Source organism: Phaeobacter sp. JH20_37 (genome assembly GCF_048056015.1).
GTDB classification, from domain to species: domain Bacteria; phylum Pseudomonadota; class Alphaproteobacteria; order Rhodobacterales; family Rhodobacteraceae; genus Phaeobacter; species Phaeobacter bryozoorum.
Map to the genome: position 1 here is coordinate 474,590 of NZ_JAYMWW010000013.1, position 26,073 is coordinate 500,662.

At 60.3% G+C, this 26,073-nt stretch carries 24 protein-coding genes and 1 tRNA gene; 8 read left to right on the forward strand and 17 right to left on the reverse strand.

Annotated features, from left to right (window positions below):
• Positions 1–37: 37 nt before the first annotated feature.
• Together VWZ87_RS07090 and VWZ87_RS07095 are read left to right on the forward strand one after the other, a co-directional pair.
• Positions 38–748, forward strand: coding sequence for a GntR family transcriptional regulator (locus VWZ87_RS07090; RefSeq protein ID WP_416536130.1), 711 nt, complete (start codon positions 38–40; stop codon positions 746–748).
• 8 nt (positions 749–756) lie between these two features.
• Positions 757–1,863, forward strand: a complete 1,107-nt coding sequence (locus VWZ87_RS07095) for a Gfo/Idh/MocA family protein (RefSeq protein ID WP_416536132.1) — start codon at positions 757–759, stop codon at positions 1,861–1,863.
• Between the two features lie 21 nt (positions 1,864–1,884).
• Here the strand turns inward: VWZ87_RS07095 and VWZ87_RS07100 are convergent, their stop codons facing one another.
• Complete coding sequence (locus tag VWZ87_RS07100) at positions 1,885–3,204, reverse strand: ATP-binding protein (protein WP_416536134.1); 1,320 nt, start codon at positions 3,202–3,204, stop codon at positions 1,885–1,887.
• A gap of 84 nt (positions 3,205–3,288) precedes the next feature.
• On the opposite strand from VWZ87_RS07100, the gene VWZ87_RS07105 reads away from it, so the two are divergent.
• Positions 3,289–4,203: an MBL fold metallo-hydrolase gene (locus VWZ87_RS07105; RefSeq protein WP_416536136.1), complete on the forward strand. Its 915-nt coding sequence runs from the start codon at positions 3,289–3,291 to the stop codon at positions 4,201–4,203.
• An 86-nt stretch (positions 4,204–4,289) separates the two neighbouring features.
• Positions 4,290–4,364: transfer RNA gene (locus VWZ87_RS07110), tRNA-Asn, on the forward strand.
• A 56-nt stretch (positions 4,365–4,420) separates the two neighbouring features.
• Here VWZ87_RS07110 and VWZ87_RS07115 read toward each other — a convergent pair.
• The 8 genes from VWZ87_RS07115 to VWZ87_RS07150 form a co-directional block, all read right to left on the reverse strand.
• Positions 4,421–5,626, reverse strand: a complete 1,206-nt coding sequence (locus VWZ87_RS07115) for an MFS transporter (RefSeq protein WP_340545358.1) — start codon at positions 5,624–5,626, stop codon at positions 4,421–4,423.
• Between the two features lie 153 nt (positions 5,627–5,779).
• Entirely contained in the window at positions 5,780–7,213 is a 1,434-nt protein-coding gene (locus VWZ87_RS07120; RefSeq protein ID WP_416536138.1) for a sensor histidine kinase, read from the reverse strand.
• 25 nt (positions 7,214–7,238) lie between these two features.
• Complete coding sequence (locus VWZ87_RS07125; RefSeq protein ID WP_416536140.1) at positions 7,239–7,916, reverse strand: response regulator transcription factor; 678 nt, start codon at positions 7,914–7,916, stop codon at positions 7,239–7,241.
• Positions 7,917–8,110: 194 nt separating this feature from the next.
• Positions 8,111–8,479, reverse strand: coding sequence for a glycine zipper family protein (locus VWZ87_RS07130; protein ID WP_416536142.1), 369 nt, complete (start codon positions 8,477–8,479; stop codon positions 8,111–8,113).
• Positions 8,480–8,598: 119 nt separating this feature from the next.
• On the reverse strand, positions 8,599–9,081 hold the full coding sequence (locus VWZ87_RS07135; protein WP_416536144.1) for a hypothetical protein: 483 nt from the start codon (positions 9,079–9,081) through the stop codon (positions 8,599–8,601).
• 186 nt (positions 9,082–9,267) lie between these two features.
• Positions 9,268–10,668 (reverse strand): TRAP transporter large permease, encoded by a 1,401-nt coding sequence (locus VWZ87_RS07140; RefSeq protein WP_340545353.1) that lies wholly within the window; start codon positions 10,666–10,668, stop codon positions 9,268–9,270.
• Positions 10,669–10,679: 11 nt separating this feature from the next.
• On the reverse strand, positions 10,680–11,330 hold the full coding sequence (locus VWZ87_RS07145; protein WP_340545352.1) for a TRAP transporter small permease subunit: 651 nt from the start codon (positions 11,328–11,330) through the stop codon (positions 10,680–10,682).
• An 86-nt stretch (positions 11,331–11,416) separates the two neighbouring features.
• Positions 11,417–12,433 carry a C4-dicarboxylate TRAP transporter substrate-binding protein gene (locus VWZ87_RS07150; RefSeq protein WP_340545351.1) on the reverse strand — a complete coding sequence of 339 codons (1,017 nt, stop codon included), beginning with the start codon at positions 12,431–12,433 and terminating at the stop codon, positions 11,417–11,419.
• Between the two features lie 601 nt (positions 12,434–13,034).
• Between VWZ87_RS07150 and acs the strand changes: the two genes are divergently transcribed.
• From acs to VWZ87_RS07165, 3 genes are all read left to right on the forward strand, one after another.
• Entirely contained in the window at positions 13,035–14,996 is a 1,962-nt protein-coding gene (gene acs, locus VWZ87_RS07155; RefSeq protein WP_416536146.1) for an acetate--CoA ligase, read from the forward strand.
• Between the two features lie 8 nt (positions 14,997–15,004).
• Entirely contained in the window at positions 15,005–15,688 is a 684-nt protein-coding gene (locus tag VWZ87_RS07160; RefSeq protein WP_416536148.1) for an adenylate kinase, read from the forward strand.
• 192 nt (positions 15,689–15,880) lie between these two features.
• Positions 15,881–16,381 (forward strand): flavin reductase family protein, encoded by a 501-nt coding sequence (locus VWZ87_RS07165; protein WP_416536150.1) that lies wholly within the window; start codon positions 15,881–15,883, stop codon positions 16,379–16,381.
• A gap of 48 nt (positions 16,382–16,429) precedes the next feature.
• Here the strand turns inward: VWZ87_RS07165 and VWZ87_RS07170 are convergent, their stop codons facing one another.
• The 8 genes from VWZ87_RS07170 to VWZ87_RS07205 all read right to left on the reverse strand — a co-directional run bounded on the left by VWZ87_RS07170 (position 16,430) and on the right by VWZ87_RS07205 (position 25,188).
• The gene (locus tag VWZ87_RS07170; RefSeq protein WP_416536152.1) at positions 16,430–17,683 is read right to left on the reverse strand and encodes a 4Fe-4S binding protein; all 1,254 of its coding nucleotides are present in this window, start codon (positions 17,681–17,683) and stop codon (positions 16,430–16,432) included.
• A 289-nt stretch (positions 17,684–17,972) separates the two neighbouring features.
• A complete protein-coding gene (locus VWZ87_RS07175; protein WP_340545346.1) occupies positions 17,973–18,191 on the reverse strand; it encodes a DUF6500 family protein in 219 nt (72 codons plus the stop codon).
• Between the two features lie 137 nt (positions 18,192–18,328).
• The gene (locus VWZ87_RS07180; protein ID WP_416536154.1) at positions 18,329–19,315 is read right to left on the reverse strand and encodes an ABC transporter substrate-binding protein; all 987 of its coding nucleotides are present in this window, start codon (positions 19,313–19,315) and stop codon (positions 18,329–18,331) included.
• Between the two features lie 117 nt (positions 19,316–19,432).
• Positions 19,433–20,278, reverse strand: coding sequence for an ABC transporter permease (locus tag VWZ87_RS07185; protein ID WP_340545344.1), 846 nt, complete (start codon positions 20,276–20,278; stop codon positions 19,433–19,435).
• Positions 20,279–20,363: 85 nt separating this feature from the next.
• Entirely contained in the window at positions 20,364–21,281 is a 918-nt protein-coding gene (locus tag VWZ87_RS07190; RefSeq protein WP_340545343.1) for an ABC transporter permease, read from the reverse strand.
• A 105-nt stretch (positions 21,282–21,386) separates the two neighbouring features.
• Entirely contained in the window at positions 21,387–22,226 is an 840-nt protein-coding gene (locus VWZ87_RS07195) for an ABC transporter ATP-binding protein (RefSeq protein WP_340545342.1), read from the reverse strand.
• A gap of 60 nt (positions 22,227–22,286) precedes the next feature.
• Positions 22,287–23,741: a dihydropyrimidinase gene (gene hydA / locus VWZ87_RS07200; protein WP_416536156.1), complete on the reverse strand. Its 1,455-nt coding sequence runs from the start codon at positions 23,739–23,741 to the stop codon at positions 22,287–22,289.
• A gap of 196 nt (positions 23,742–23,937) precedes the next feature.
• On the reverse strand, positions 23,938–25,188 hold the full coding sequence (locus VWZ87_RS07205; RefSeq protein WP_416536158.1) for a Zn-dependent hydrolase: 1,251 nt from the start codon (positions 25,186–25,188) through the stop codon (positions 23,938–23,940).
• A 240-nt stretch (positions 25,189–25,428) separates the two neighbouring features.
• Between VWZ87_RS07205 and VWZ87_RS07210 the strand changes: the two genes are divergently transcribed.
• Positions 25,429–26,055: a TetR family transcriptional regulator C-terminal domain-containing protein gene (locus VWZ87_RS07210; RefSeq protein WP_340546309.1), complete on the forward strand. Its 627-nt coding sequence runs from the start codon at positions 25,429–25,431 to the stop codon at positions 26,053–26,055.
• The last annotated feature ends 18 nt before the right edge of the window (positions 26,056–26,073 follow it).

Here is a 26,073-nt window from a genome sequence, read left to right on the forward strand (position 1 = left end):
GGTGTATCAATTTTCTCACATGGTGACGATTGGCCCCATGCCCACTGCCCGCTCCACTGCCAGCGCGCTGCCGCTTTACCTTCAGATCAGCGAGTCCCTGACCCGTGAGATCGCGGCCGGAAGGTTGGCCGACGGGGAGCGACTGCCGCCCGAGCGTCAGCTGGCGCAGCAGTATGGAACCACCGTAAGAACCCTGCGCAAATCCCTGTCGGAGCTAGAAAAACAGGGGATGCTCGAACGGATTCAGGGATCGGGAAACTACATCCGCACCACCCAGTCAGTGCAAAGCGTCTATTCGATGTTTCGGCTGGAGCTGCCCGGCGGTGGTGGCTTGCCCACGGCAGATGTTCTGTCGGTGACCGCGCTCGCCAAGCCCGATACGCTGCCCGAATTTGGCAGGTCAGGCAGTGGCACCCGGATCAGGCGGCTGCGGTATCTCGATGATGTGGTGATCGCCGTTGAAGAGATCTGGCTGGATGGTGGCGCGGGACCGGTCGATGCCGGACAGCTGTCCGATTCCCTCTATAGATATTATCGGCTGCATCTGGGCTTCTGGATCAGCCGAGCCGAGGATCGGGTATCGCTTGGTCGGGTGCCCGACTGGGCGCCGACACGGTTTGGCAAGCCCCCGGGCGCGACGGTTGGGTATATCGAACGGCTAAGCTGGGCACAGGATGAGGCCGCCGTGGAGTTCTCACGCAGTTGGTTTGACCCGGACAGGGCGCTTTATGTGCAGCGCCTGACGTAGGAGGAAACATGTCACACCCCACCACCTATGGAATCATCGGCTGCGGCATGATGGGCCAGGAACATCTGCGCAATATCGCCCTGCTGGACAACACGCGGGTCGGTGCGATCTATGAACCCAATGCGGCCATGCGCGAGATTGCCGCCACGCTGACCCCTGATGCAGCGTTTGTGGACAGTATCGAGGCCCTGCTGGCTGTCGCTGAGCTTGACTGCCTGTTGATCGCCAGTCCCAATTTCCGCCATCTGGAGCAGCTGGAGACCCTGGCCCGCCTGCGCCCGTTGCCGGTGCTGGTCGAAAAACCGCTGTTCACCAGTCTTGCCGATCTGGCACGACTGGACGGTTTTGCAGCAGATTATCCAGCCCCCGTTTGGGTGGCGATGGAATATCGCTATATGCCCCCCATTGCGGCTTTCCTGAAGCAGGCCCAGACAGCGACCGGCGGCATCAAGATGCTGAGCATCCGCGAGCATCGGTTTCCATTTCTCGCAAAAGTCGATGACTGGAACCGGTTTGACGCCAAATCCGGAGGCACCTTTGTTGAGAAATGCTGTCACTTTTTCGATCTGATGCGGCTGACGCTCGATTCTGAACCGCTACGGGTTATGGCCAGCGGCGGTCAGGATGTGAACCATCTGGACGAAAGCTATGCCGAGGGAACCCCGGACATCCTCGACAATGGTTATGTTATCGTCGACTTCAGCTGCGGCGCCCGGGCGATGCTGGACCTGTGCATGTTCGCAGAAGGCGCTGAATATCAGGAAGAGGTCGCCGCGGTCGGACCCACAGGCAAGATCGAAGCCTTTGTGCCCGGACCGGGGCGGTTCTGGCCCACCCATCTGGGCGCGCCGCCGCTGCCGAAGCTGGTGACCTCGCCACGCTCCCCCAAAGGCCCTGTAAAACAAGAGATTCCTGTTGATCCCGAACTTCTTGAGGCGGGTGATCACAACGGATCCACCTTTTATCAGCACCAGAAGTTTCTCGAACTGGTCCGCGGCGAACGCGCAACACCTGAGGTGACCCTTCATGATGGGCGGATGGCAGTGCTCATGGGGATGGCGGCGCAGATCTCCATTGCCGAGCGGCGCAGCGTAGAGATCTCAGAGCTGATCTGAGCGCGCCCCGGTGACGGGATATTACAAGCCGATCACGATATCGGCCTGTAGCCCACCCAGCTCGGCGCTGGTGCCCAGCCGGAGCGTCCCACCATGCGCGCGCGCAATATCGGTGACAATCGCCAGCCCCAGACCAACCCCGCTGCCAAGATCCTGATTGCGGGCAGGATCAAGCCGGGTAAAGGGCCGGGTCGCCTCGGTCCGGTCCGCCTCTGCAATGCCGGGACCGTCATCCTCGACCCTTATGCGCAGGAATTTCTCGGTCATGGCAACAGACACTCGTGCGCGGGTGCCATAACGCACTGCGTTTGAGATCAGATTCTGCACGGCCCGACGCATTGCTGCGCCGCGCAGCATCACCTTGCCTTCGCCGCTCATCTCGCCGAGCATCACATCCTTGCCCTGCCGCCGCCAGCCATCGACCAGCAGCGTGATCATCACATGCGGGTCCACTTCTTCCGGCTCGCTGGTGGAAACACCGCGCGAGAAGTCGAGAAAGGCATCCAGGAGCGCCTGCATCTCGTCGACATCCTGACGCAGCGGTTCGGCGTCCTCCTCGTCCAGCATCGACAGGCCAAGTTTCATCCTTGTGAGTGGGGTGCGCAGGTCGTGGCTCACCCCCGAAAGCATCAGGGTCCGCTGCTCCATCTGCCGCTCGATCCGTGCGCGCATGTCCAGAAATGCGCTGCCGGCCGCCCTCACCTCATTCGCGCCGCGCGGCGAATAAGGCTCCGTCCGCCCCCGGCCAAAGGCCTGCGCGGCATCGGCGAGTTGTTTGATCGGGCGCAGCTGATTACGCATGTAGACAAAGGCGATGATCGTCATCAAAAAACCAAAGGCGATCACTGTCACGATCAGCTGGTGCGGTGCCGCCGCGGTCACCCGGCGCCGATCAAATACCAGAGCCATCGGACCGTGATCACTCGCAAGCACCAACTGTACCCGGCGGGTGTTGGGGAACTGGGCCGAAATGAACTGCGGCGCAGTGGCCTGCAACGTATTGCGCACCACCCGCCCGGAAAATTCCAAGAGCCCCATCTGATCCAACGGCACCGGCTCCCCTGATTCCAGAAACCGGATCTGCATCTGCAAGGGTTGCAACAGAGGTTCTGCCAGCAACAATGCCTCCTGCTGACTGGCAGCCGGCGCCATGGTCTGCTCCAGCAATCGCAATTCCCGCAGCATGGTCAGGGTCATCTGGACCGTCAGGTCCTCAAGATCGCGCTTGATGAACACAACCGACACCACCAATTGCAGCGTCACAATCGGCACCAGTAGAATAAGCGCTGCCCGCCCATACAGGCTGCGCGGCATATAGTGTTTGAGCCATTGAAAGAACATGCGCTACACCTACCCCGCGACCCCGCCGCTGAAAAGCAAAACGCGCATCCCCTGCGCCCCGTTTGTTACCAAGGATCAGACCTGATGCAGGCACCCGATGATTTCAATCCCCCCGCCGGGATCGCGGAGAATGTCGAACCGGGTCTGCGCCGTATCCTCGCACCGAACCCCTCTGCGATGACATATCGCGGCACCAATACCTATCTGCTGGGCCACAGCGATATTGCCATCATCGACCCCGGCCCAATGAGTGACGCCCATCTGCGGGCGATCCTTGACGCCGTGGAACCGGATCAGCGCATCAGCCACATTCTGGTCAGCCACAGCCATCTGGACCATTCCCTCCTCGCCCGGCCGCTTGCCAAGGCCACCGGCGCGCCGGTCTACGCCTTCGGCGATGCAACAACAGGGCGAAGCGCTGTGATGACGGAGCTGGCCGCCGCCGGCCTCGCCGGTGGCGGTGAGGGCATCGATGTGGATTTCACGCCAGACATCAGGCTGCGCGACGGTGATATCGTGGCCGGCCCGGACTGGCAGCTGAAAGTGATCCACACGCCCGGACATCTTGGCAATCATATCGCTTTTGCCTGGAAAGACGCCTGTTTTACCGCCGATCACGTGATGGGCTGGGCCAGTTCGCTGGTGTCGCCTCCCGATGGCGATCTGACAGATTTCATGGCTTCCTGCCAGCGATTGGCCGCGCGCAACTGGCGCGTCTTCTACCCCGGGCACGGCGCACCGGTTTGCGACCCTGCGGCCCGGCTCGCCTGGCTGATCACCCACCGCAAAGGGCGTGAGGCTGCGATCATGGCGGAGCTTGCGAAAGGACCGGCCACCGTGGCAGAGCTGACCGCGCGCATCTACACCGAAACCCCGGCCGCGCTGCGCATCGCCGCCGAGCGCAATGTTTTTGCCCACCTCGTTGATCTTGCAGGGCAATCCCGCGTCACATGCGCAGACCCTCTGTCATTCGGCGCGCTGTTCGCTCAGCTCCCATAGACAACCGGATCACCGCAGATTTTTTCAAAAAATCGCAAAACGACTCTGGACCTCATCAGATCCGACCGCTATACGGCACAAACCGTTCCGGCGTAGCTCAGCGGTAGAGCAGTTGACTGTTAATCAATTGGTCGTAGGTTCGATCCCTACCGCCGGAGCCAAAGATTTCAAGGGCTTGGAGATTACATCTCCAGGCCCTTTTCTTTTGTGAAGGCCGTCAGCCGGTGTCATGAGCCCTGAGACGCAGTACCAGCGGCACCATCGCCACCACAAGCACAGCGGCGACCAGAAACGGGGCACCGGGCAAATACCAGCCGGTCTCGCCGACAAACCGTTCAAACACCCCGGTAAGCACCAGCGGAGCCGCGACAGCAGCAACCGACGACAGCGAAGCGATGACGCCCTGAACCACACCCTGCTGATCCTCGCCAACCCGGTTGGCGGCAAATGCGGTGATCAGCGGCGGAGCCATATCTGACAGGGCGGCGATCGGCAGAAACACAATGACGACCCAGATGGCACTGGCAACGCCAAACCCGATCATGGAAATCACCGCCGCCACCATCGCGATGATCAGTGTTCTGAAATCCCCAAGGCGTTTGGTGAGCTGCGGCAGGATGCCCGCCTGTACCACGGCGATCAGAACACCATAGGCTGAAAGGGTCAGCCCGATGGTGAACCCGTCCCAGCCAAACACCTCGCGGCCCCAGAAGGACCAGAGTGTCGGGTAGACCAGATTGGCAAACTCGAAGACAAAGATACAGATCAAGGGGATCGCCAGACCGGGGATGGCAAAGGCGCGGAGGAGGGTCGCGAAGGGGTTGATATCACGGCGGCCAAACGGGCGACGGTTCTCCGGCTTCAGGGATTCCGGCAGAATGATCAGCCCGAACAGCACGTTGACCGCCGAAAGGCCCGCAGCGATCCAGAAGGGCGCGCTGATGTGCAGCCCCGACGCCATGCCGCCAATTGCAGGCCCCAGCACAAAGCCGATACCAAAGGCGGCACCGATCATCCCAAAGGCAGCGCCACGCTCTGCCGGTTTGGCGATATCCGATATATAGGCGGTCGCCGTGATATAAGTCGCCCCCGCCATCCCGGCGATGACCCGACCAACCAGCAGCATCCAATAGGTCTGGGCCAGCGCCATGATGACATAGTCGATCGTCAGGGTGACAAGCGCGAGGATCAGGATCGGCCGACGCCCATAGGCATCGGAGAGGCTGCCGACAATCGGGCCGAACAGAAACATGGCGGCGGCATAGGCCGACATCATGATGCCGCTCCACAACGCGCCTTCGGCGGTACTTTCGGCCCCCACTCTCAGCATTAGATCGGGCATGATCGGAAACACGATGCCAATGCCAATCGCATCAATCATCAATGTCGCAAGAATGAACAGAAAGGGGCCGGTCAACTTCATGGTGCTTGTCATTTTTGATCTGAAACAGCGCCAACACGCGGCACAGCACTTAGTAGCTGAGGCGCGCGCGCAATGGGTAACCCTATTTCCGCAGCTTCGCGGCTTTTTGGCGCAGCGGTACAGAATGGCATCCTCGACGGCAGGCGGGCGACGTCAGCCTTCGGGAAATCTCACCTCGACCCGCAGTCCGCGCTGATCTGGTCCCGACATCAACGCCAGCTCCGCTTCGTGCAGGTCTGCAATCGCTTTTACCATGGCCAGCCCAAGCCCTGCCCCGGCGGTGTTGCGGCTGCGATCGAGCCGGTAGAGCGGATCCAGCACGCGGCTGCGTTCAGCCTCGGGGATTCCCGGGCCAGTGTCAGTGACTGACAGCCTGCGACCGCTCAAGTCGATTGCAATGCTGGCCCCCTCGCCGGCGTGGCGGATTGCGTTCTCGATCAGATTTGCCAGAAGCTGCATGATCAGGCTGCGGTCCGCATTGATAGTATCGGCATCGCTGACGCGGCAGGACAGCTCTTGCCCGGCGTCCTGAGCCACCGCCTCGTATATTTCGTGCACCTGCTCCACGACTGCCGCCAGTTCGACGGGTGCAAAACCGTCCCGCCGCCGCTGGCTCTGCATCCGCGCAATCCGCTGGATGGCGCCAAAGATGGCAATGATATCATCCATCTGCGCAATCGCGGCCTCTCTATGGGCGGCCTGATCCTCGGCATCTTCGGCCTGATCGAGATGCAGCCGCAGACGTGTCAGTGGCGTGCGCAGATCATGCGCAATATTGGCGGAAAAATCAGACATCTGCCGCATCGAGGCCTGCAAACGTTCGGTGGCACCGTCAATCCGCGCAGCCAGTTCATCAATATCATCGCGGATCACCCGGGGCGCCAGCCGAAGATCAAGATTGCCATCGGCAATACGGTCAAATCCCGCGCCGATCCGGTTCAGACGTCGCTGTGCCCGGATCCCGAAGATCAATCCGATGACCAGCGCAGGCAGCGACAGGATGATGACGAAGATAAGGATGACGCCGGTAAGATCCGCGCCAAAGGCACTGACACCGGGCGCATAGACCAGAAGGCGGCCATCCAGCACCGCACCGCTATAGATGCGCCAGCCGAGATCGGCGTCGCTGTCAAACTCCACATCGAAGCCCAGCTGGCGAGCGGTACCAGGGTTCCGCCCCGGCTGGTCAGAGGATATATCGTCCTCTTCATCTTCATCCTCGATCAGCTCAAAGATCCGGTCCAGAGTTTCCAGTGCCTCAGGTTGAAACAGCTGTTCGCCCTCCAGGATATCAAACCCCGGCCTGTCAAAAGCTCCCCGCAGCACGGGGCCGAGAACCTTGCCATCTGCGCGCAGAACGGCATAGCCGACACCGCTGTCGGAAAACACTTCGGCAGTCACGATCTGATCGGGGAAGCGACCGGTGCGTGTGAGCCGATCGCTGATGCGCTGATATTCCTCCCGCAGCGCCGCTTCCGTCTCGGCGCGGAACTCTTCGGTGATGACATCGTCAAGCAGCAGCCCGCCAATGGTCAGCAGAACCAGAAACGCCAGCGACAGGGCAATCGCCTGACGCAGGGCGCTCATCCGCAACAGGCTCTTTATGAAGGATCTAATCAAGGAACATATACCCGGACCCGCGCACGGTTTTGATGAACTCCGTTCCGAAGGGTTTTTCAATCTTGTTCCGTAAGCGGCTCATATGGGTTTCGACAACGCTGGTGGCGGGATCGAAATTAATGTCCCAGACCCGTTCAAGCAGCATGGCGCGGGTCTGGATCCGCCCCTTGGAACGCATCAGAACCTCCAGCAGGCGAAACTCCTTGGGGTTCAGCAAGACGGTCTGGCCATTGCAGGTACAGGTCTGGCTCAAGAGATCCAGCTCAAGCCCGCGATGAGAGAGCCGGGTTGTCATTTCTGCGGCCTCAGCCCGTCCGCGACGGCCCAGGGCGGTGATACGGGCCAGCAGCTCCGACATGGCGAAGGGTTTGCTGAGATAGTCGTCGGCACCGGCTTCCAGCCCCTCGACACGGTCCTCAACCGCGCCGAGCGCGGTGAGCAGGATCAAGGGGGTGGCAATCCGTGCAGAGCGCAGGGTTTTCAGCGCCGAAAGCCCGTCAAGATCCGGCGTCATCCTGTCAAAGATCAGGACATCATAGTCGCGGGTTGTTGCAGCCAGCAGCGCCTCGCGACCATTCTCGATCCAGTCGACCACATGGCCCGCTGCCATGAGGCCCTTGACCGTCCAGGTGCCAATTTCAGGATCATCTTCGAGCAGGAGAATTCGCATCAGGACTCCGCCGGTTTCAGCATCGCGCCCAAGTGACCAAGCAGGCCCCCTGGCGCTGCAATTGGGTGCAAGCTCGTTTCGGATGACCGGAGTTCAACGGATCACAATTAAGCTCCCCAAGGTTGAACCCGGCGCACCGGACGATCGGCAGTATTTGCCGACCGACAAGTCGGCGACGGGAGCTGGACAGGGCATCACGCCAGCACACGATGCCCGCGCCCCTGCATGCAGCGGATAAGAATGGTGCGGCGCTGTTTGTCGCGTTCATTCTGCCCGTCAAGCGCCCCGATACCACCGCCGAGTGCAGCTCCGATCCATGCGTCATCGGCGCGGTCTCCATCCTCACTGTCTACCGCTCCGATGATGCCACCGATCACCGCACCTTGAACAGCGCTGGATTTCAACGTTTTGTCTACGTGTTGTTCGGCCAACGCACGGCAGGCGCCCAAATCGGAGTGAAACTCGACTTGCTGCGGCCCATCTAACAGGAGCGGTTTTTCATAGCTGTCGCCACAGGCTCCAAGGGCGACTGCCGCGAGGCAGCCAAGATATAGCTTTTTCATGAATGGTCTCCGGCCAGCCGCCTGATCTGTCTTTCTCGCGGCGGCAAGGATGGTCTAGGGAATACTTCGATAAGGCCGGAGCCCACGCTCCGGCCCGTCATCAGATCCGGACGAGGTAATCAGCCTTTGTGATCGTCATCCTCATCGTCGTCATCGTCGCAATCGCACTCATCATCTTCGAGTTCATCAATCAGGCTTGCGAAGTCCAGCCCGTCCTCGAACTCATCGTCCAACAGCTGCTGCATCATTTCGGATGAGGCCGCGGTTTGGGTCGCGGTGTTCAGGATCGAGCCATCGGTAGCTGACACCACGATCTCTGTCAGGCTGGTCGGACTGGCGACAACCGCAACAAACACAGGCGTGTCGTGAAGGTCATCAAGGCTGATTTCCACCAGTCGGCCTTCGGCGTTTTCCAATGCTGTGCGCATGACCTGATCAAAGGTGACAGGCACGGCGAGCATATCCGCATAGGTCAGCTCGGCCTCTGCCACCTCGACCGGGGCCACCTCTGGCGCCTGCTGCGCGCGCAGACTCTGTGCGGCAAAGCCACCTGCAATCAGGGTTGCGGTCATCACGATACGTGTCGTTGTCTTGGTGATCATCTTCCATTCCTCTCATCTATTGCGCCAGGGCGGTGGACGCCGTGTCTGGCTGATGAGACGAATATGCAGGTCCAGTCTTACAGGGTCTCTGCGCGGAGCTTACAATTCTGTAAGCTTGGGATTTTTTGGGCCACGGCAGAGGATCTGTCGTGGCCCGAAGCTGTATTCTTTATATCTGGCAGATCCTTAGGCGAGGCTTGGCAGCCAGAGCACGATAGAGGGGAAAGCAACCAGCAAAGCGATGGTAATACCATCGGCAATGAAGAACGGCGTCACGCCCTTGAACACATCCTGCACCGTCAGATCGTCCCGCACACCCGCAACGACAAAGCAGTTGAGACCGATCGGGGGTGTGATCAGGCAGAACTCGGCCATTTTCACCACCAGAATACCAAACCAGATTGCACACATCGGCCCGGACATGCCAAATGTGCTTTCCGCCGCTGAAACGTATTCACCACCGTTGAGCGCCATCACCGCCGGATAGACCACCGGAAGCGTGAGCAGCAGCATACCGATGGCGTCCATGAACATGCCGAGCACCGCATAGGCTAGCAGGATGCAGATCAGGATCAGCATCGGCGACAGGGTGAGCGAGGTGATCCAGTCGGAAAACGCCGCCGGCAGTTCGGCAAAGCCAAGGAAGCGGACGTAGATCAGGACGCCCCAGATGATGGTAAAGATCATCACCGACAGTTTTGCGGTTTCCAGCAGCGCGTCCTTGAACTCCGCCCATCGCATCCCGCGATACAGCGCCATCAAAAACACCACGAAGGCCCCGATTGCGCCACCCTCTGTCGGGGTCCCCCAGGCATCGCCCCCAAAGGGGTTGTAGACAAACAAAATGATCGTCGCGACCACAAACAGGATCGGCAGCGCAGGCGGCAGCGAGACAAAGCGCTCGCGCCAGGTAAAGCCGGTGACAGCAGGGCCAAAGCCCTTGATCGTCATCGCCATGCCGATGATCAGCAAACCGTAAATCAGTGCCGAGAAGGCACCGGGGATAAAGCCTGCCAGCAGGAGTTTGCCCACGTCCTGTTCGACGATGATCGCGTAGATTACAAGGATCGCAGAGGGCGGGATCAGCGAGGCCAGCGTGCCGCCGGCCGCCACCACACCTGCGGCAAAGCGTTTGTCGTAACCGATTGCCAGCATCTCGGGGATGGCGATCCGGGCAAAGACGGCGGATGTCGCAACAGAGGCGCCAGAGACGGCGGCAAAGCCCGCCGTGGCAAAGACGGTCGACACCGCCAGCCCGCCCGGCACCCAGGCCAACCAGCGTTTTGCGGCCTCAAACAGCGCTTTGGTGAGGCCTGCGTAATAAGCGAGATAGCCGATCAGGATGAAGGTCGGAATGAGGCTCAGCGCCTGGCTTGAGACCTTGGAATGGGGCACCTGCCCTGCGGTCTTCACGGCGATGGTCAGCGCCTTCGTGAACCGCGCCGGATCATAGCCAAACTTGGCCCAGAAGATCCAGACAAGGCCGACCAGCCCAGCGAGACCGGCGGCAAAGGCCACCCGCATCCCCAAGAACACAGTTACCAGAAGAAAGCCGCTGACCCAGAGGCCAATTTCGATAGGTTCCATAGTCTGCCCCTTTAGTCGCGGTCACTGGCGGTGGTCGACACCCCGCCCAGATGTTCAGCCTCGGCCGCTGCCTGCTCTGCGGCGCTCTGCACCAGCGGAACCGCAGCCGGGCTGTCCAGCCCCAGAACCAGCGCGCGGCCATAGCCCCAGACCTGCAGCAACAGGCGCAGGCACAGCACGCCAAATGCGACCGGCGCCAGCAGCTTGGCCGGCCAGATCGGCAGACCGATATCGATGGAGCTGTCGCGGCTCCACAGGGGGGCGGCAAAATCGAAGGAGCGCTGGAAATGCGACCAGCTGCCCCAGAGCAGCGCCAACATCAGGGCCAGGATCAATAACACCGAGAACAGCTCAAACAGCCAGAGTGCACGCCCCCGCAGCGACGAGATCACCAGATCCATGCGAATATGGCTGCCGTCGCGCTGAACAAAGGAAATGCCCATAAAGGCGATCAGCGGCATCACCTGTTCGATCCAGTCCACATAGCCAGGTAGCGGCGCGTTGAAACCATTGCGCCCGCCAACCGAGACCACCGCAAGTACCATCAGCGAAAACACCGCAAGACCACTGACCAGGGCCAATCCGCGTTCCAGCCGCAGCAGACGCCTGTCCAAACTGCTGATCAGGCTGTCATCTACCAGCACCGCCGCACTGCCTGCCATCGTCTGCCCCCGTCATATCTACTTTGCAATCACGTAAGAAAGGGCCGGCGCAGCTTTGCCCGGCCCTTTCATCATTTGGATGAAAATCAGCTTCCCGAACGCAGGTCGCTCAGGGTTTTCTGCACCAGGTCATAAAGCTCCTGCGCAGGCAGCCCCTGCGCGCTCATGTCGGCGATCCACTGCTCGCGGATCGGATCGGCGGCAACCTTGCGGAATTCAGCCAGCTGATCCTCGGAGATGGTGACCTTCTCGACGCCTTTTTCGGCCAGAACACTGTCCCATTTCTCAAGCAGCACGCCATAGTTCGCAAGGTAATGGGCAATTGCCTCATCCACCGAGCTGTCCAGGGCTTCACGCTCGGCATCGCTCAGCGCGTCGTAGGCATCGGTGTTCACGACCACCGGGCAGTTCACGGTGCCGGGGTTGAGGTTTTCGGTCCACCAGTCGGCCTTGTTGATGGTGCCAAAGCTGAGATGCGCGTGCTGGGCAAAGGCAACGGTATCGACAACGCCGGATTCCATCGCGTTATAGGCTTCTGTTGCGGTCACGGATGTCGGCACCGCGCCCACGGCAGAAAATGCCTGACCGATGCCGCCGGTGGCGCGCACGCGCATATCCTTGAACTCACCCAGCTCATCGCGCGCCTCGCCGGTGCCTACGATATTGTACTGCGGCATGGGTGAAGTCATCAGCAGCTTGGCGTTCCAGCGCGCCAGATCCTTTTGTACGGCCGGATGTGCATAGACCGCATGGCTGACAGCGACTTCCTCTTCCAGCGTATTCACGCCAAGGAACGGCAGTTCCAGCACGGTGATCGACGGGTTCTTGTCGCGGTGGTAGCCCGCGCAGAACTGCGCCATCTCGAAGGCACCGATGGAAATCCCGTCAAGGTTTTCCTTGTTCTTCGACAGGCCACCATAGCTGATGTTCATGGTGAATTCGCCGCCGGTTTTCTCGGACACGAGCTCAGCCAGCTTTTCGACATGTTCGGTAAAGGCGCGGCGTTTGCCCCAGACAGAAACGTTCCATTCGGTGGCCGCAGCGCTGCCTGCAATGGACAGGCCGACAAGCGCCGCAGTTGCGGCGGTCAAATTGGTCTTCATGAGTACCTCCCAGTTTGTGCCCTTGTCCCTCTTGCGCCCCCCTGCACCTTGGCGTCGCCGGGTGCCGGGCTTGCTGTGATCCTGCGATCACAGCCCTCAGGTCCGCAGAGTTGCGAGCATCTGGCACCACGCTAGCGCTAAGCCAGGGCGCTGCCAACCCCACAAGGCGCTGGTGCGCCATGGGCACAAAACCTGCCTGACAACCTGGCAGCGGTCCGCAGACGCGCCCGGCCCCATGGACCGACAGGCACCCGAGGGCGTCGCACCCTGGCACAGTTTGCCGCAGGCGATGGTGCCAGTCGGTGCCCGTTGATAGCGCCAGCATTGCGCAGGCCGCTGATTTGCCAGCACGGGCGCTCCGGTCGATATTTACACCTAACATCATGATAAACAAAAGATTGATGTGCCAACGCCAGAATAAGTTTACTACCTCAGACCAACCTCGGAAATAGATTTACAGGTAAATCCTTATTCCTCGGACACTTATTTCCTTATTTTCAAGCTTGGGTATTATCGCTGTGGAGGACGGAAAAGGTTTGACACATCTCGCTGTGCGCTGTGGTGTGCCATTCCGAGAACAGACTGGAGGGAGGGACACAAGATGACCCAGGAGAGCGACAGCAAAGCCTATGCGCCGTCGGAGGAGACGGTTGCACGCGCCCATGTCAACGCTGCACAATACGACGAGATGTACGCCGCTTCGATGCGGGATCCCGAGGGATTCTGGGGCGAACAGGGCAAGCGGATCGACTGGATCAAGCCCTTCAGCCAGGTGAAGGATGTGGATTTCACACTCGGCAATGTCTCGATCAACTGGTACGCGGACGGTACGTTGAACGTCTCCGCCAACTGTATTGATCGCCACCTGGACACCCGAGGCGATCAGACCGCGATCATCTGGGAACCGGATGATCCGGAAGAGCCTGCCCAGCATATCTCTTACAATCAGCTGCATACCCGTACCTGCCGGATGGCAAACATCCTGGAGACCATGGGCGTGCGCAAGGGCGACCGGGTGGTGATCTACCTGCCAATGATCCCCGAAGCGGCCTATGCCATGCTGGCCTGCGCCCGCATTGGCGCCATTCATTCCATCGTCTTTGCAGGCTTCTCCCCCGATGCGCTGGCGGCCCGGATCAACGGCTGCGACGCCAAGGTGATCATCACCGCCGACGAGGCGCCGCGCGGCGGCCGCAAGACCCCGCTGAAATCAAACGCCGACGCAGCCCTCTTGCACACAAAAGACACAGTGAAATGTCTCGTGGTGAAGCGCACCGGCGGTCAGACCACCTGGGTCGACGGGCGCGACTACGACTACAACGAAATGGCGCTGGAAGCGGATGATTACTGCAAACCGGCCGAGATGAATGCCGAGGATCCGCTGTTCATCCTCTACACATCCGGCTCAACCGGCCAGCCCAAGGGCGTGGTGCATACCACCGGCGGCTATCTGACCTATGCCGCGATGACCCACGAAATCACCTTCGATTACCACGACGGCGACATCTACTGGTGCACCGCGGACGTGGGCTGGGTCACCGGCCACAGCTATATCGTCTATGGCCCGTTGGCCAATGGCGCCACCACGCTGATGTTTGAGGGCGTGCCGACCTACCCGGATGCCTCGCGCTTCTGGCAGGTCTGCGACAAGCACAAGGTGACGCAGTTCTACACCGCCCCCACTGCCCTGCGCGCCCTGATGGGTCAGGGCAATGAATGGGTCCAGAAATGCGATCTTTCCTCGCTGCGCACCCTCGGCACCGTCGGCGAGCCGATCAATCCGGAAGCCTGGACCTGGTACAATGATGTGGTCGGCAAGGGGAAATGCCCCATTGTCGACACTTGGTGGCAGACTGAAACCGGCGGCCATCTGATGACCCCCCTGCCCGGCGCCCATGCGACCAAACCGGGTGCTGCGATGAAACCCTTCTTTGGTGTGGCCCCCGTCGTTCTGGACCCGCAGTCCGGCGAGGAAATCAACGGCAACGGCGTCGAGGGCGTGCTCTGCATCAAGGACAGCTGGCCCGGCCAGATGCGCACCGTCTGGGGTGATCATGAGCGGTTCGAGAAAACCTATTTCTCCGACTACAAAGGCTACTACTTCACCGGCGACGGCTGCCGCCGCGATGCCGACGGCGATTACTGGATCACCGGTCGCGTCGATGACGTGATCAATGTCTCCGGCCACCGCATGGGCACCGCTGAGGTCGAAAGCGCGCTGGTGGCCCACGCCGCCGTGGCCGAGGCCGCTGTGGTTGGCTACCCGCATGAGATCAAGGGCCAGGGCATCTATTGCTATGTCACCCTGATGAACGACCGCGAGCCCTCGGATGAGTTGATGAAGGAGCTGCGCACCTGGGTGCGGACCGAGATCGGGCCGATTGCCAGCCCGGATGTGATCCAATGGGCGCCGGGTCTGCCAAAGACACGGTCAGGCAAGATCATGCGGCGTATCCTGCGCAAGATCGCCGAGAACGATTTCGGCTCGCTTGGTGACACTTCGACCCTCGCCGACCCTTCCGTGGTCGACGACCTCATTGCAAACCGGGCCGACAAAGGATGATTGCTGACATGGAGACTGATGTTCTCACCCGCCCTGCGGTTCTGATCCTGCTCGGACCGCCCGGCGCCGGCAAAGGCACCCAGGCGCGTAAACTGGAACAGAGCTTTGGCCTTGTCCAGCTATCCACCGGCGATCTGCTGCGGGCTGCCGTCGCTGCGGGCACTCCGGCGGGCCTCGCGGCAAAAGCCGTAATGGAGGCAGGCGAGCTGGTCAGCGACGAGATTGTGATCAACATCCTGCGTGACCGGCTGGCGGAACCGGATTGTGCAAAGGGCGTCATCCTGGATGGCTTCCCCCGCACGACGGTCCAGGCTGAGGCACTGGACAAGCTGCTGGCGGAAACCGGTCAGCGGATCAACGCCGCTGTCAGCCTGGAGGTGGACGATGCCGCAATGGTGGCGCGGGTAGCCGGACGGTATACCTGCGCAGGCTGTGGCGAAGGTTATCACGACCAGTATAAACAGCCACGCGTCGAGGGCACCTGTGACGCCTGTGGTGGCACCGAGATGACGCGTCGGGCGGACGACAATGCCGAAACCGTGGGCAGCCGTCTGGCCGCCTATCATGCTCAGACCGCGCCGCTCATCAGCTATTACGACGACAAAGATGTGTTGAACCGAATCGATGCAATGGGCGAGATCAACCAGATCGCGAACTCGCTGAGCAAAGTTGTACGTGCTGCAACTGCTTGACGAAGGTCAGCACCACGACGTTCAATCAAAGCGTGTTGTCGAAAAACATTAATTACCAGACAGGTCCGCAGAAATGTGGGCCTGTTTTCAATCCTCTCTGGCTTTTGAGGGGATGCGTGCCACATTGGTAGCTGGTGGACATGGGCTTGTTCCCATGGCACCCAGCACAGAACTGAACCAAAGGCGCGCGAGATGTCCGAAACCAGCTTTATCCCCGGTCCCGACAGCCTGCGGGCCTACCGAGACGCCCTAGGGTGTTTCGGCACTGGCGTGACCGTGGTGACCACACGCACGGACCGTGGGCCGCTGGCAATCACAGCCAACAGCTTCACCTCGGTCTCGATGGATCCGCCACTGCTGCTCTGGTGTCCCGCCCGCGCGTCCAAACGCCACGATCCCTTTGTCTCTGCCACCCATTTTTCGATTCATGTCATGGCCGAGGATCAATTGGACATGGCGATGCATTTTGCCCGCAACGGCGAAGATTTTTCCTGTATTCCAGCGCGAGACAATGACGAGGGAATACCCGTTCTGCCTGATGTCATTGCCCGATTTGATTGCCGCACCCATGCCTGCCACGACGGCGGCGATCATAGTATTCTTGTCGGCGCGGTGCTGCGTACCACGAGCCGCCCGGGCAAGGGTCTGATTTTCAAACGCGGCCAATACGGCGGGTTTATGGAGCAAAGCTAGCTTCGGATCTCCAGATCTGTCGCCCCTCTGCACAGCCACGCCAAGGTCCTAGGACAGCGGATCTTCGCGCCGTTTTGCCATAAGTCCCGTCAAACGCGCCCAGTCAGGCCAATGCGCGCCCAGATCATTCAGCCGCAGCAGCGACGAACCCGTGCCGCCCCCCCGGTCTGTCCTCTCCCGGACAGTATGCCCGGACCAGTCAGCGCCGCCACCGCCCATCCAATCATCGGGATCGTCATGATCATCATCGTTCTCGGTCTTGCCCGATGCCGCTGCCTCAGTCGCCCGAGCAGCGCCCGGCGTATCGATGGTCGGCCCGGAACCGCAACTGGCCGTCTGCGGCGCCGTCTCCCCCGTTGCGGTTTCGGCCCCGCCAGACAGCCCATCCGACCAGAAGAAATCCGGCTGGGTCAGCGATACCGGCAGCCGGTCCCGCTTCAGCTCCAGCCGTGGCACCAATCTGATCGCATTCTGGCGGCACACCGATACGCATAGCCCGCATTGCATGCAGTCCGCCTCTATGAAGTCCAGCCCGCCTCCGTTCTCCGCTCCGATCAGCGCATTGGTGGGGCACATCCAGGTGCAGGCCTGACAGAGGGTGCAATCCCCAGTCAGCTCGATCCCGCCATATGGGGCGTCCTGCGGCAACGCGATGACATCAGTGTCTTGCGACAGGGTCACACTGGCAAAGAGCTGCAGCGCCTCGCGCCGACGGCGCGGCTTGGCCTTGCTCTCGGTGTCGACACACCGGTGCTCCATCACCGGCAGCTGCGCAATACCTTCCGCCAGCAGCTGCTCCAGATGCGCCGCCGAATGGAACAGGACCACCCGCCCCTCAAGCCCCAGACAAGCGGCCAGCTCCATCTCCCGCAGTTGCGCCAGACGCGCGTTCTCTTCAATTGCGGATTCCAGCAGCACCCAGTCAAACCCGTCGGAAATCGCGTGTAAGAGATCCGCGTGACCAGCGCGTTCCAGACCGCTGGTGGCGGCAGCTGTGACATCCATACCCGCAATCGGGGGATGGTTCTTCAACCAGGATAGCTGCTCCACTGCGCGGGCATCATACATCACCAGCACCTGATCGGAGCGCGGCGCCGATGCTCCCAACCGCGAATGCTGCTGACGCCGCCGCACCGCCGCCTCACAGAGATCTGCCAGCGGCCAGCGCACCTGGCTTTCGGGGTTATACCGTCGATAGGAAGCACCGGGATGCGACACCCGGACCGCAGTCCGCAGATCAGCCATTTCGCGCACATTGGGTTGAGAGCGTAGGCAGAGTTGCACGTTTTCCCAGACAGTCATGGCCTCTCCCTTCAGATTGAGAACCAAACCACAGCCGAAAATCCCCATCGTTTGATGAGATGAGGCTAACATGGAATTTCGACCTGTAACGTGTAATCGAAAATATGACTCAACTTTTAACTGTCATTTATTCTGAAAGATCCGCCCTATCCGATCGGCGGTCACGCCGTTTCTGTCGGCGTCAACAGCTGCTGAAGGAACAGGGAAATGGGCCACCTGCCCACAGACCGGGCGCAACTGGTGCAGAACCAGCCGCCGCACCGGCTGCGGCGCAACAACGACGGCAGGGTCACAGACCTGTCTCCACCATCTGGCGAATCTTTACTGCCTTTTCAAAATGGTCCAGCTGATGATGCTTGATCCACCATTCTGCCGCCTCCATCAGCGCCTCGGGATCGTCATTCCGATTGGCAAAAAACGCATAGAAGGAAAGGCCAACGCCATCCCCCTTTTTCGCGATCTTGTCGTTGCAGACGGCGATGATCTTTGCCCTCAAACTGTCTCTCATAAGATGCTTCCGCCCCCACCGCTGGCCTGCCGAGACAGGCGAGGATCACAGCGCCCCATAGCGCGCCTGTGCGCAATACAATAGAAAAGCCCCCGCCCGCAGAACAGCGGACAGGGGCCAGATCACTGCACTAAAGCTCAGTTCAGCGCGGCATCGGTGATGACATGGGTCCAGGCGCCTTCCGGCTCCTTGGTGATCACCGGGCTTGAGCCGCCATCAAGCAGCGTCTTCACCGTGCGCTGGTAATCAGCCTCGCTCAATGCGCCGTTGCTGCCAGCTGTCAGCTTGGCGACTTCCGACATCATCCGCTTCTGATGCTCTTCGGTCTGCGCGCCCGAGGCATCATTGTCCAGGACGATCTCTGCTGCGGCGTCCGGGTTCTCCTCAGCCCATTTCCAGCCCTTCATGGAGGCCCGGACAAAACGCTGCATCTTGTCGACAAAGGCCGGATCAGAAAGCTTGTCTTCGAGAACGTAAAGACCATCCTCAAGCGTTGCCACGCCCTGATCCTCATATTTGAAGGTAATCAACTCATCCGGCGACACGCCGGCATCAATCACCTGCCAATACTCATTGTAGGTCATGGTCGAAATGCAGTCGGCCTGACGCTGCAGCAGCGGATCGACATTGAAGCCCTGTTTCAGAACCTCGACGCCCTTTTCACCCTTGCCCTCGGTGGAAATCCCGAGCTGGCTCATCCAGCTCATGAAGGGGAATTCATTGCCAAAGAACCAGACGCCCAGCGTACGATTTGCCAGATCTTCAGGCGCTGCGATGCCAGTGTCCTTCCAACAGGTCAGCATCATGCCCGAGCTTTTGTAGGGTTGCGCGATATTGACCAGTGGCAAGCCCTTTTCACGCGCCGCAAGCGCGGCCGGCATCCACTCGACCGTGACATCCGCACCGCCGCCTGCAATCACCTGCGTCGGCGCAATATCGGGACCGCCGGGCAGAATGGTCACATCGAGATTCTCGGCCTCGTAGAACCCCTGATCCAGCGCGACATAATAGCCCGCGAACTGGGCCTGTGTGACCCATTTCAGTTGCAGCTTCACCTCATCGGCAGCCTGCGCAACCGATGCCGTTCCCAGCGCCAATGCGGCGGCGGTCAGCAGTGTTTTCATCTGTCTTCTCCCTGTTGTTATGTCTGTTGTTCTATGCGAATTCTGCGCGAATTTCCCTGTGTCTCCAAAGGTTTTTTCCAGTTTTTACGGGGCCGGGCAACGACGGCCTGCCCCCGCCTATCCCCGTTGCGACGGGTGCCAGAAAGTAAGCGTTTTCTCAACCAAAGCCATCATGCCGTAGAATGCCGACCCCGCCAATGCAGCCACCAGGATTTCGGCCCAGACCATGTCCAGCGCCAGCTGTCCGACCGAGGTCGAGATCCGAAACCCCATCCCCACCGTCGGTGAGCCAAAGAACTCCGCCACAATGGCCCCCACCAGGGCCAGCGTGGTCGAAATCTTCAGACCATTGAAGATGAAGGGCAGCGCCGCAGGCAGGCGCAGTTTGAAGAACCCCTGCCAGTAGCTCGCCGCATAAGTCTGCATGAGATCGCGTTGCATGGCCGAGGTTTCCCGCAGCCCGGCCACGGTGTTCACCAGAACCGGGAAAAACACCATCACCACCACAACGGCCGCTTTTGACTGCCAGTCAAAGCCGAACCACATCACCAGAATCGGTGCGGTGCCTACAATCGGCAGCGCGGCCACAAAATTGCCAACCGGGAGCAATCCCCGCCGGAGGAAGTCACTGCGGTCCACCGCAATGGCCATCAAAAGCGCCGCGACGCAGCCGATGATATACCCAGACAGCGCCCCTTTGAGAATGGTCTGCTGAAAATCCTGCCAGAGAATGGGCAGGCTGGTCGCAAACCGCTCCGCAATGACCGAAGGCGCAGGCAGGATCACCAGCGAAACCGCAAGCCCCCGCACCAGAAGCTCCCAAACGACAAGAAGCGTCACGCCAAAAATTGCCGGGACAAGCAGCTTCACACCACGGGTATGGGCGCGTGGACCATTGGCCAGACGGCTGTTCAGCCACCAGCCTCCACACCAGACCAGCAGCGCAATCGCAACCATCGTCATGATCTGATCCCCTTGTTCTTCTGGCCGAAAATATCCCGGGTGAGCCGCGCAGCGGCGAGGGCAGAGCCCTTGGCCCAAACATCAATCATACGGTCACCCCCATCCGTTTCAGCACCAGCCGTTCGATCAGTCCCAAGAATGCAACCAACGCGGCGGCCAAGATCGCAGCCGCAAAGAGCGCCGACCAGATCTGTACGGTCTGCCCATAGTAGCTCCCCGCCAGAAGCCGCGCGCCTAGGCCCGCAACGGCGCCCGTTGGCAACTCCCCGACGATGGCCCCGACCAGCGATGCGGCAATGCCGATCTTGAGGGAGGCAAAAAGATAGGGAATCGAGGCAGGCAACCGCAACTTCCAGAACCCCTGCCCGACACTCGCATTGTAGGTCTTCAGCAGGTCAAGCTGCATCTGGTCCGGGCTACGCAAGCCTTTCACCATCCCCACAACAACCGGGAAAAAACTCAGATAGGCCGAGATCACCGCCTTTGGCAGGATTCCCTGTACCCCGATGGAATAAAGAACCACGATGATCATCGGTGCCAGTGCAATAATCGGGATGGTTTGGCTGACGATGGCCCATGGCATCACCGACATATCCATCACCCGGCTGTGTACGATTCCAACCGCCAGAAGAATGCCCAGCCCGGTGCCGATCACAAAGCCGAGAAGCGTCGCCGACAGCGTCACCTGACCGTGATAGATCAGACTGCGCTTTGAGGTGATCCTCTTCTCAACCGTGGTCTCCCAAAGCTCCACCGCCACCTGATGAGGAGCCGGCAGTCGGGGCCGGTCCTGCGACCAAACCTGTGTCACCACAGCGGGGTTGCCAAAAACCAGCCCAAACGCCGCCATATCTCGCCGCTCACGCGCGGTGGCCGGTGTCACCTCGGCACCCGCGCGTTCCGCAGCGTCCAGAACTCCCTTGATGTTCATCGGCACACAGGCCGCGTACCAGATCGCGGTTATCGCGGCGAGAACACTCAATATCGCAAGTGCGGTTTTCATGATCCTGCCCCTCCGGACCCAGCGCTCCGCGACCCCCTGTTTCTTCCACGAAAATGTCCCGGAAAATTGGAATCTTCCGGTGCCCCGCCCCGCAAACAGACCACATCAGTCATCGGCATGCCCCGCTCGCAGACCGTCACGAACACGATGCGCAATCTCGATGAACTCCGGGCTGTCGCGAATATCCAGCGGTCGGTCCTTTGGCAGCGGGCTGTCAATCACGTCATGGATCCGCCCGGGTCGCGGCGACATGACCACAATCTTGGTCGACAGATAGACCGCCTCCGGGATCGAGTGGGTGACAAAGCCGATGGTCTTGTTGGTCCGCGCCCAAAGCTTCAAGAGCTGCTCATTCAGATGGTCGCGCACAATCTCGTCCAGCGCCCCAAAGGGTTCATCCATCAGGAGGATATCCGCATCAAAGGCGAGCGCCCGCGCGATCGAGGCCCGCTGCTGCATACCGCCGGACAGCTGCCAGGGGTATTTGCCGCCAAACCCGGTGAGTTCCACCAGGTCCAGAACCCGTTCGACCCGCTTGTCCTGCTCCGCCCTTGAGTAGCCCATGATCTCCAGCGGCAGCTTGATGTTCTTGGCGATGGTTCGCCACGGATAGAGCCCGGCCGCCTGGAACACATAGCCATAGGCCCGCTTGCGCCGCGCTTCATCGGGGGTCATGCCATTGACACTGAGACTGCCACCGGTGGGCTGTTCCAGCGCCGCGATGCAGCGCAGGAAAGTTGTCTTGCCGCAGCCGGACGGCCCGATAAAAGAGACAAAGTCGCCGCGATTGATCTCCAGGCTGACATTCTTCAGCGCGTGCACCGGCCCGTCATTGGTCTGAAACGTCAGATCGAGCGCCTTCGCCTCTATGACAGGGCCAAGCGGGTTGATGTCGGAAGCGGCGGCCTGGGAATTGAGCGCCTGGGTGGTCGTTTCCATGTTCATTTCTTCGCCTTGATTACACACAGGAAAACGGGCCGCCATAGCTGGCAGCCCGTCCCTGGATTACACACCTGTTGCCGGAATTCCCGACCGCTCCACCGGGCGCGGCGCCGTCAGCTCCTTCCAGGTCGACAGCGCCTTGTTCACAGTGGCATTGGCCTCGCGGGCGACGAACTTGCCATGGCCCTCCTGACAGCGGATCTCTCCGTCATGCACTGCCACATGGCCACGGGTCAGGGTAAAGCGCGGCAGGCCCTTCACCTCATGCCCCTCGAACACGTTATAGTCGATCGCCGACTGCTGGCTGGCCGCGGAAATCGTCTTGCGCTTCTCCGGATCCCAGACCACCAGGTCGGCATCAGCGCCAACCAGAACCGCGCCCTTTTTCGGATAGCAATTCAGGATCTTGGCAATATTGGTCGAGGTGACGGCCACAAATTCATTCGGGGTCAGTCGGCCGGTTTCGACGCCGTGGGTCCATAGCATCGGCATCCGGTCTTCCAACCCGCCGGTACCATTGGGAATCTTGGTGAAATCGCCAACGCCATAGCGTTTCTGCTCGGTGGTAAAGGCACAGTGGTCCGTCGCCACCACCGACAAGGAGCCCGACTGCAAGCCGTTCCAGAGCGAGTCCTGATGCTGCTTGTTGCGGAACGGCGGCGACATCACCCGGCGCGCGGCGTGGTCCCAGTCCGTATTGAAATACTCGCTCTCATCGAGCGTCAGATGCTGGATCAGCGGCTCGCCCCAGACGCGCTTGCCCTGCATGCGGGCGCGGCGAATGGCCTCGTGGCTGTCCTCGCAGGAGGTATGCACGACGTACAGCGGCACACCTGCCATGTCGGCAATCATGATGGCGCGGTTGGTGGCCTCGCCCTCCACCTGCGGCGGGCGGGAATAGGCGTGTGCTTCGGGGCCGGTGTTGCCTTCTGCCAACAGCTTGGCCGACAGCTCCGCCACCACATCGCCGTTTTCAGCATGCACCATGGCGATGCCGCCAAGCTCAGCCAGCCGCTGGAAGGAGGCATAGAGCTCGTCATCATTCACCATCAGCGCGCCCTTATAGGCCATGAAGTGCTTGAACGTGTTGATGCCGCGCTCCTGGATCACGGTCTTGATGTCGTCAAAAACCTGCTCGCTCCACCAGGTCACCGCCATGTGGAAAGAGTAGTCGCAGTTGGCGCGGGTCGATTTATTGTCCCAGCGTTTCAGCGCGTCCAGCAGGCTCTCGCCTGGATTCGGCAGCGCAAAATCCACCACCATGGTAGTGCCCCCAGCCAGCCCGGCCCGGGTACCGCTTTCAAAATCATCCGAGGAATATGTCCCCATAAAGGGCATTTCGAGATGCGTATGCGGGTCAATCCCCCCCGGCATCACATAACAGCCGGTGGCGTCCAGCTCCTCGTCGCCTTTCAGGTTCGGGCCAATCTCGGTGATCACCCCGTTCTCGATCAGCACATCCGCTTTATAGGTCAGATCGGCCGTCACGACGGTGCCGTTCTTGATGACTCTACTCATGGTAACAACTCCCTGGATTGGGGCGTGTTTCTACGCCTCCGCGTGTTCTTTCAGAACAGGTGCCCTGTTCCTCTGGTTGTTCTTCTGGCCGGAAATATCCCGGGGGAGCGGCCCGGCGGGCCGCGGGGGCAGCGCCCCCTTCACTGCACGCCGCAGCTTGCCGCAACCCACACCCCAAACCTTTCCGGGGCGCATCTCACACGACGATCTCTGCAGTTTCCAGCACCGCATGTAGCATGACATCGGTTCCGGCGGCCGCCCAGTCCTTGGAAATTTCCTCGGCTTCATTGTGGCTCAGACCGTCCACACAGGGGCACATGATCATCGCCGTCGGCGCCAGATCATTGATCCAACAGGCATCATGTCCTGCACCTGACACGATATCCATATGGCTATAACCGAGCCGCTCGGCCGCCGAGCGCACCGCGCTGACGCAGCCCTCATCAAAGGTGACAGGATCAAAATGGCCGACTGGTTCAATCTCCAGCCCAAGGCCCAGCTCGTCGGCGATCTCCTTCGCCTTCACCTCGTATTTCGACCGCATCGACGTCAGCTTTTCAAGATCGGGCGACCGGAAATCGACGGTGAAGACCACCTTTCCGGGGATCACATTGCGCGAGTTCGGGTAGACGTCACAATGTCCGACTGCCCCGACCGCATGGGGCTGATGCGCCATGGCAATCTGATGCGCCGCCTCCGTCATGCGCGCCATGCCAAGGCCTGCATTGACACGCATGTTCATCGGGGTCGATCCGGTATGGGCGTCCTTGCCCGTGACCGTACATTGCAGCCACCACAGGCCCTGGCCATGGGTCACCACGCCGATATCCTTGTTTTCCGCCTCAAGGATCGGCCCCTGTTCGATGTGCAATTCGAACATCGCGTGCATCTTGCGCGCGCCAACCTCTTCATCGCCCACCCAGCCAATACGTTTCAGCTCGTCACCAAAGGTCTTTCCCTCGGAATCTTCCCGCGCATAGGCCCAGTCCTGCGTATGCTTGCCTGCAAAAACACCGGAGGCCAGCATCGCCGGAGCGAACCTCGTGCCTTCCTCATTGGTCCAATTGGTTACCACGATCGGATGTTTGGTCTTGATGCCTAGATCATTGAGTGTGCGGATGACTTCCAGCCCGCCCAGCACCCCAAGGACGCCGTCATATTTACCGCCAGTGGGCTGCGTATCCAGATGTGATCCCATATAGACCGGCAGCGCATCGGGGTCGGTTCCTTCGCGACGGGCGAACATATTGCCCATCGTGTCCAGCCCCATAGTGCAACCTGCCGCTTCGCACCATGTCTGAAACAGCGCGCGCCCCTCGGCATCTTCATCGGTGAGCGTCTGGCGGTTGTTGCCGCCCGCGACGCCGGGTCCGATTTTTGCCATCTCCATCAGACTGTCCCACAGCCTGTCACCATTGATCTTCAGATTCTGTCCAAGCGACGTCATCTCAGCTTCCTTCCCTGTTGCCCTGCTTTTTTGCAGGGTCCCGCGGCTTTGCGCCTTGTCGGTGGCTTTGAAACGCTGGTCATGATTTGACCAACTGGTCAAACTCAGGCTATCACGGGTGGACATTCAGTCAAGAAATTGCGTCTAACAAGACAAGAAAACTCCGGCGCGCAGAGCCGGTTGAGCGAAATTCAGGCGCGCAGCGGTGTTGCGGCCACCAGCGAGAGCCCAAACAGCCCCATGCCCAAGGATCGCAATCCCACCCGCATTCAGAAAAAGAATCGCGCCACCATTCTGGAGGCCGCATTGGAAGTATTCTCCAACAGCGGATTCCGCGGCGCCACTGTCGACCAGATTGCCCGTGCCGCCGGGTTAAGCAAGCCCAATCTTCTCTACTATTTCCCCTCGAAGGAGGCGATTTTCACGGAACTGCTGTCGGGGCTGCTTGACACCTGGCTGGATCCGCTGCGCGCCATCGACGCCGAGGGTGACCCGCTGGAGGAACTGCTGTCCTATGTACAGCGCAAGTTGCAGATGAGTCGGGATTACCCGCGCGAAAGCCGCCTGTTTGCAAATGAAATTGTCCAGGGCGCCCCACGAATGCTGGAAACCCTGTCCAAGGATCTAAAACCGCTGCTGGAAGAAAAAGCGGATCTGATCGAAGGCTGGATGACAAACGGCAAGCTGAACCCGACCCATCCGAAGCATCTTCTGTTTTCGATCTGGTCGCTGACCCAGCATTATGCGGATTTCGATGTACAGGTCCGCACATTGATGGGGGATGAGGATCCGTTTGATGCGGCACCAGAGCATCTCGACCGGATGTTCCGCCGGATGCTGACACCTCCCGGTTCCTGCAGGTCCTGATCCTAGCCAAACCCCCGT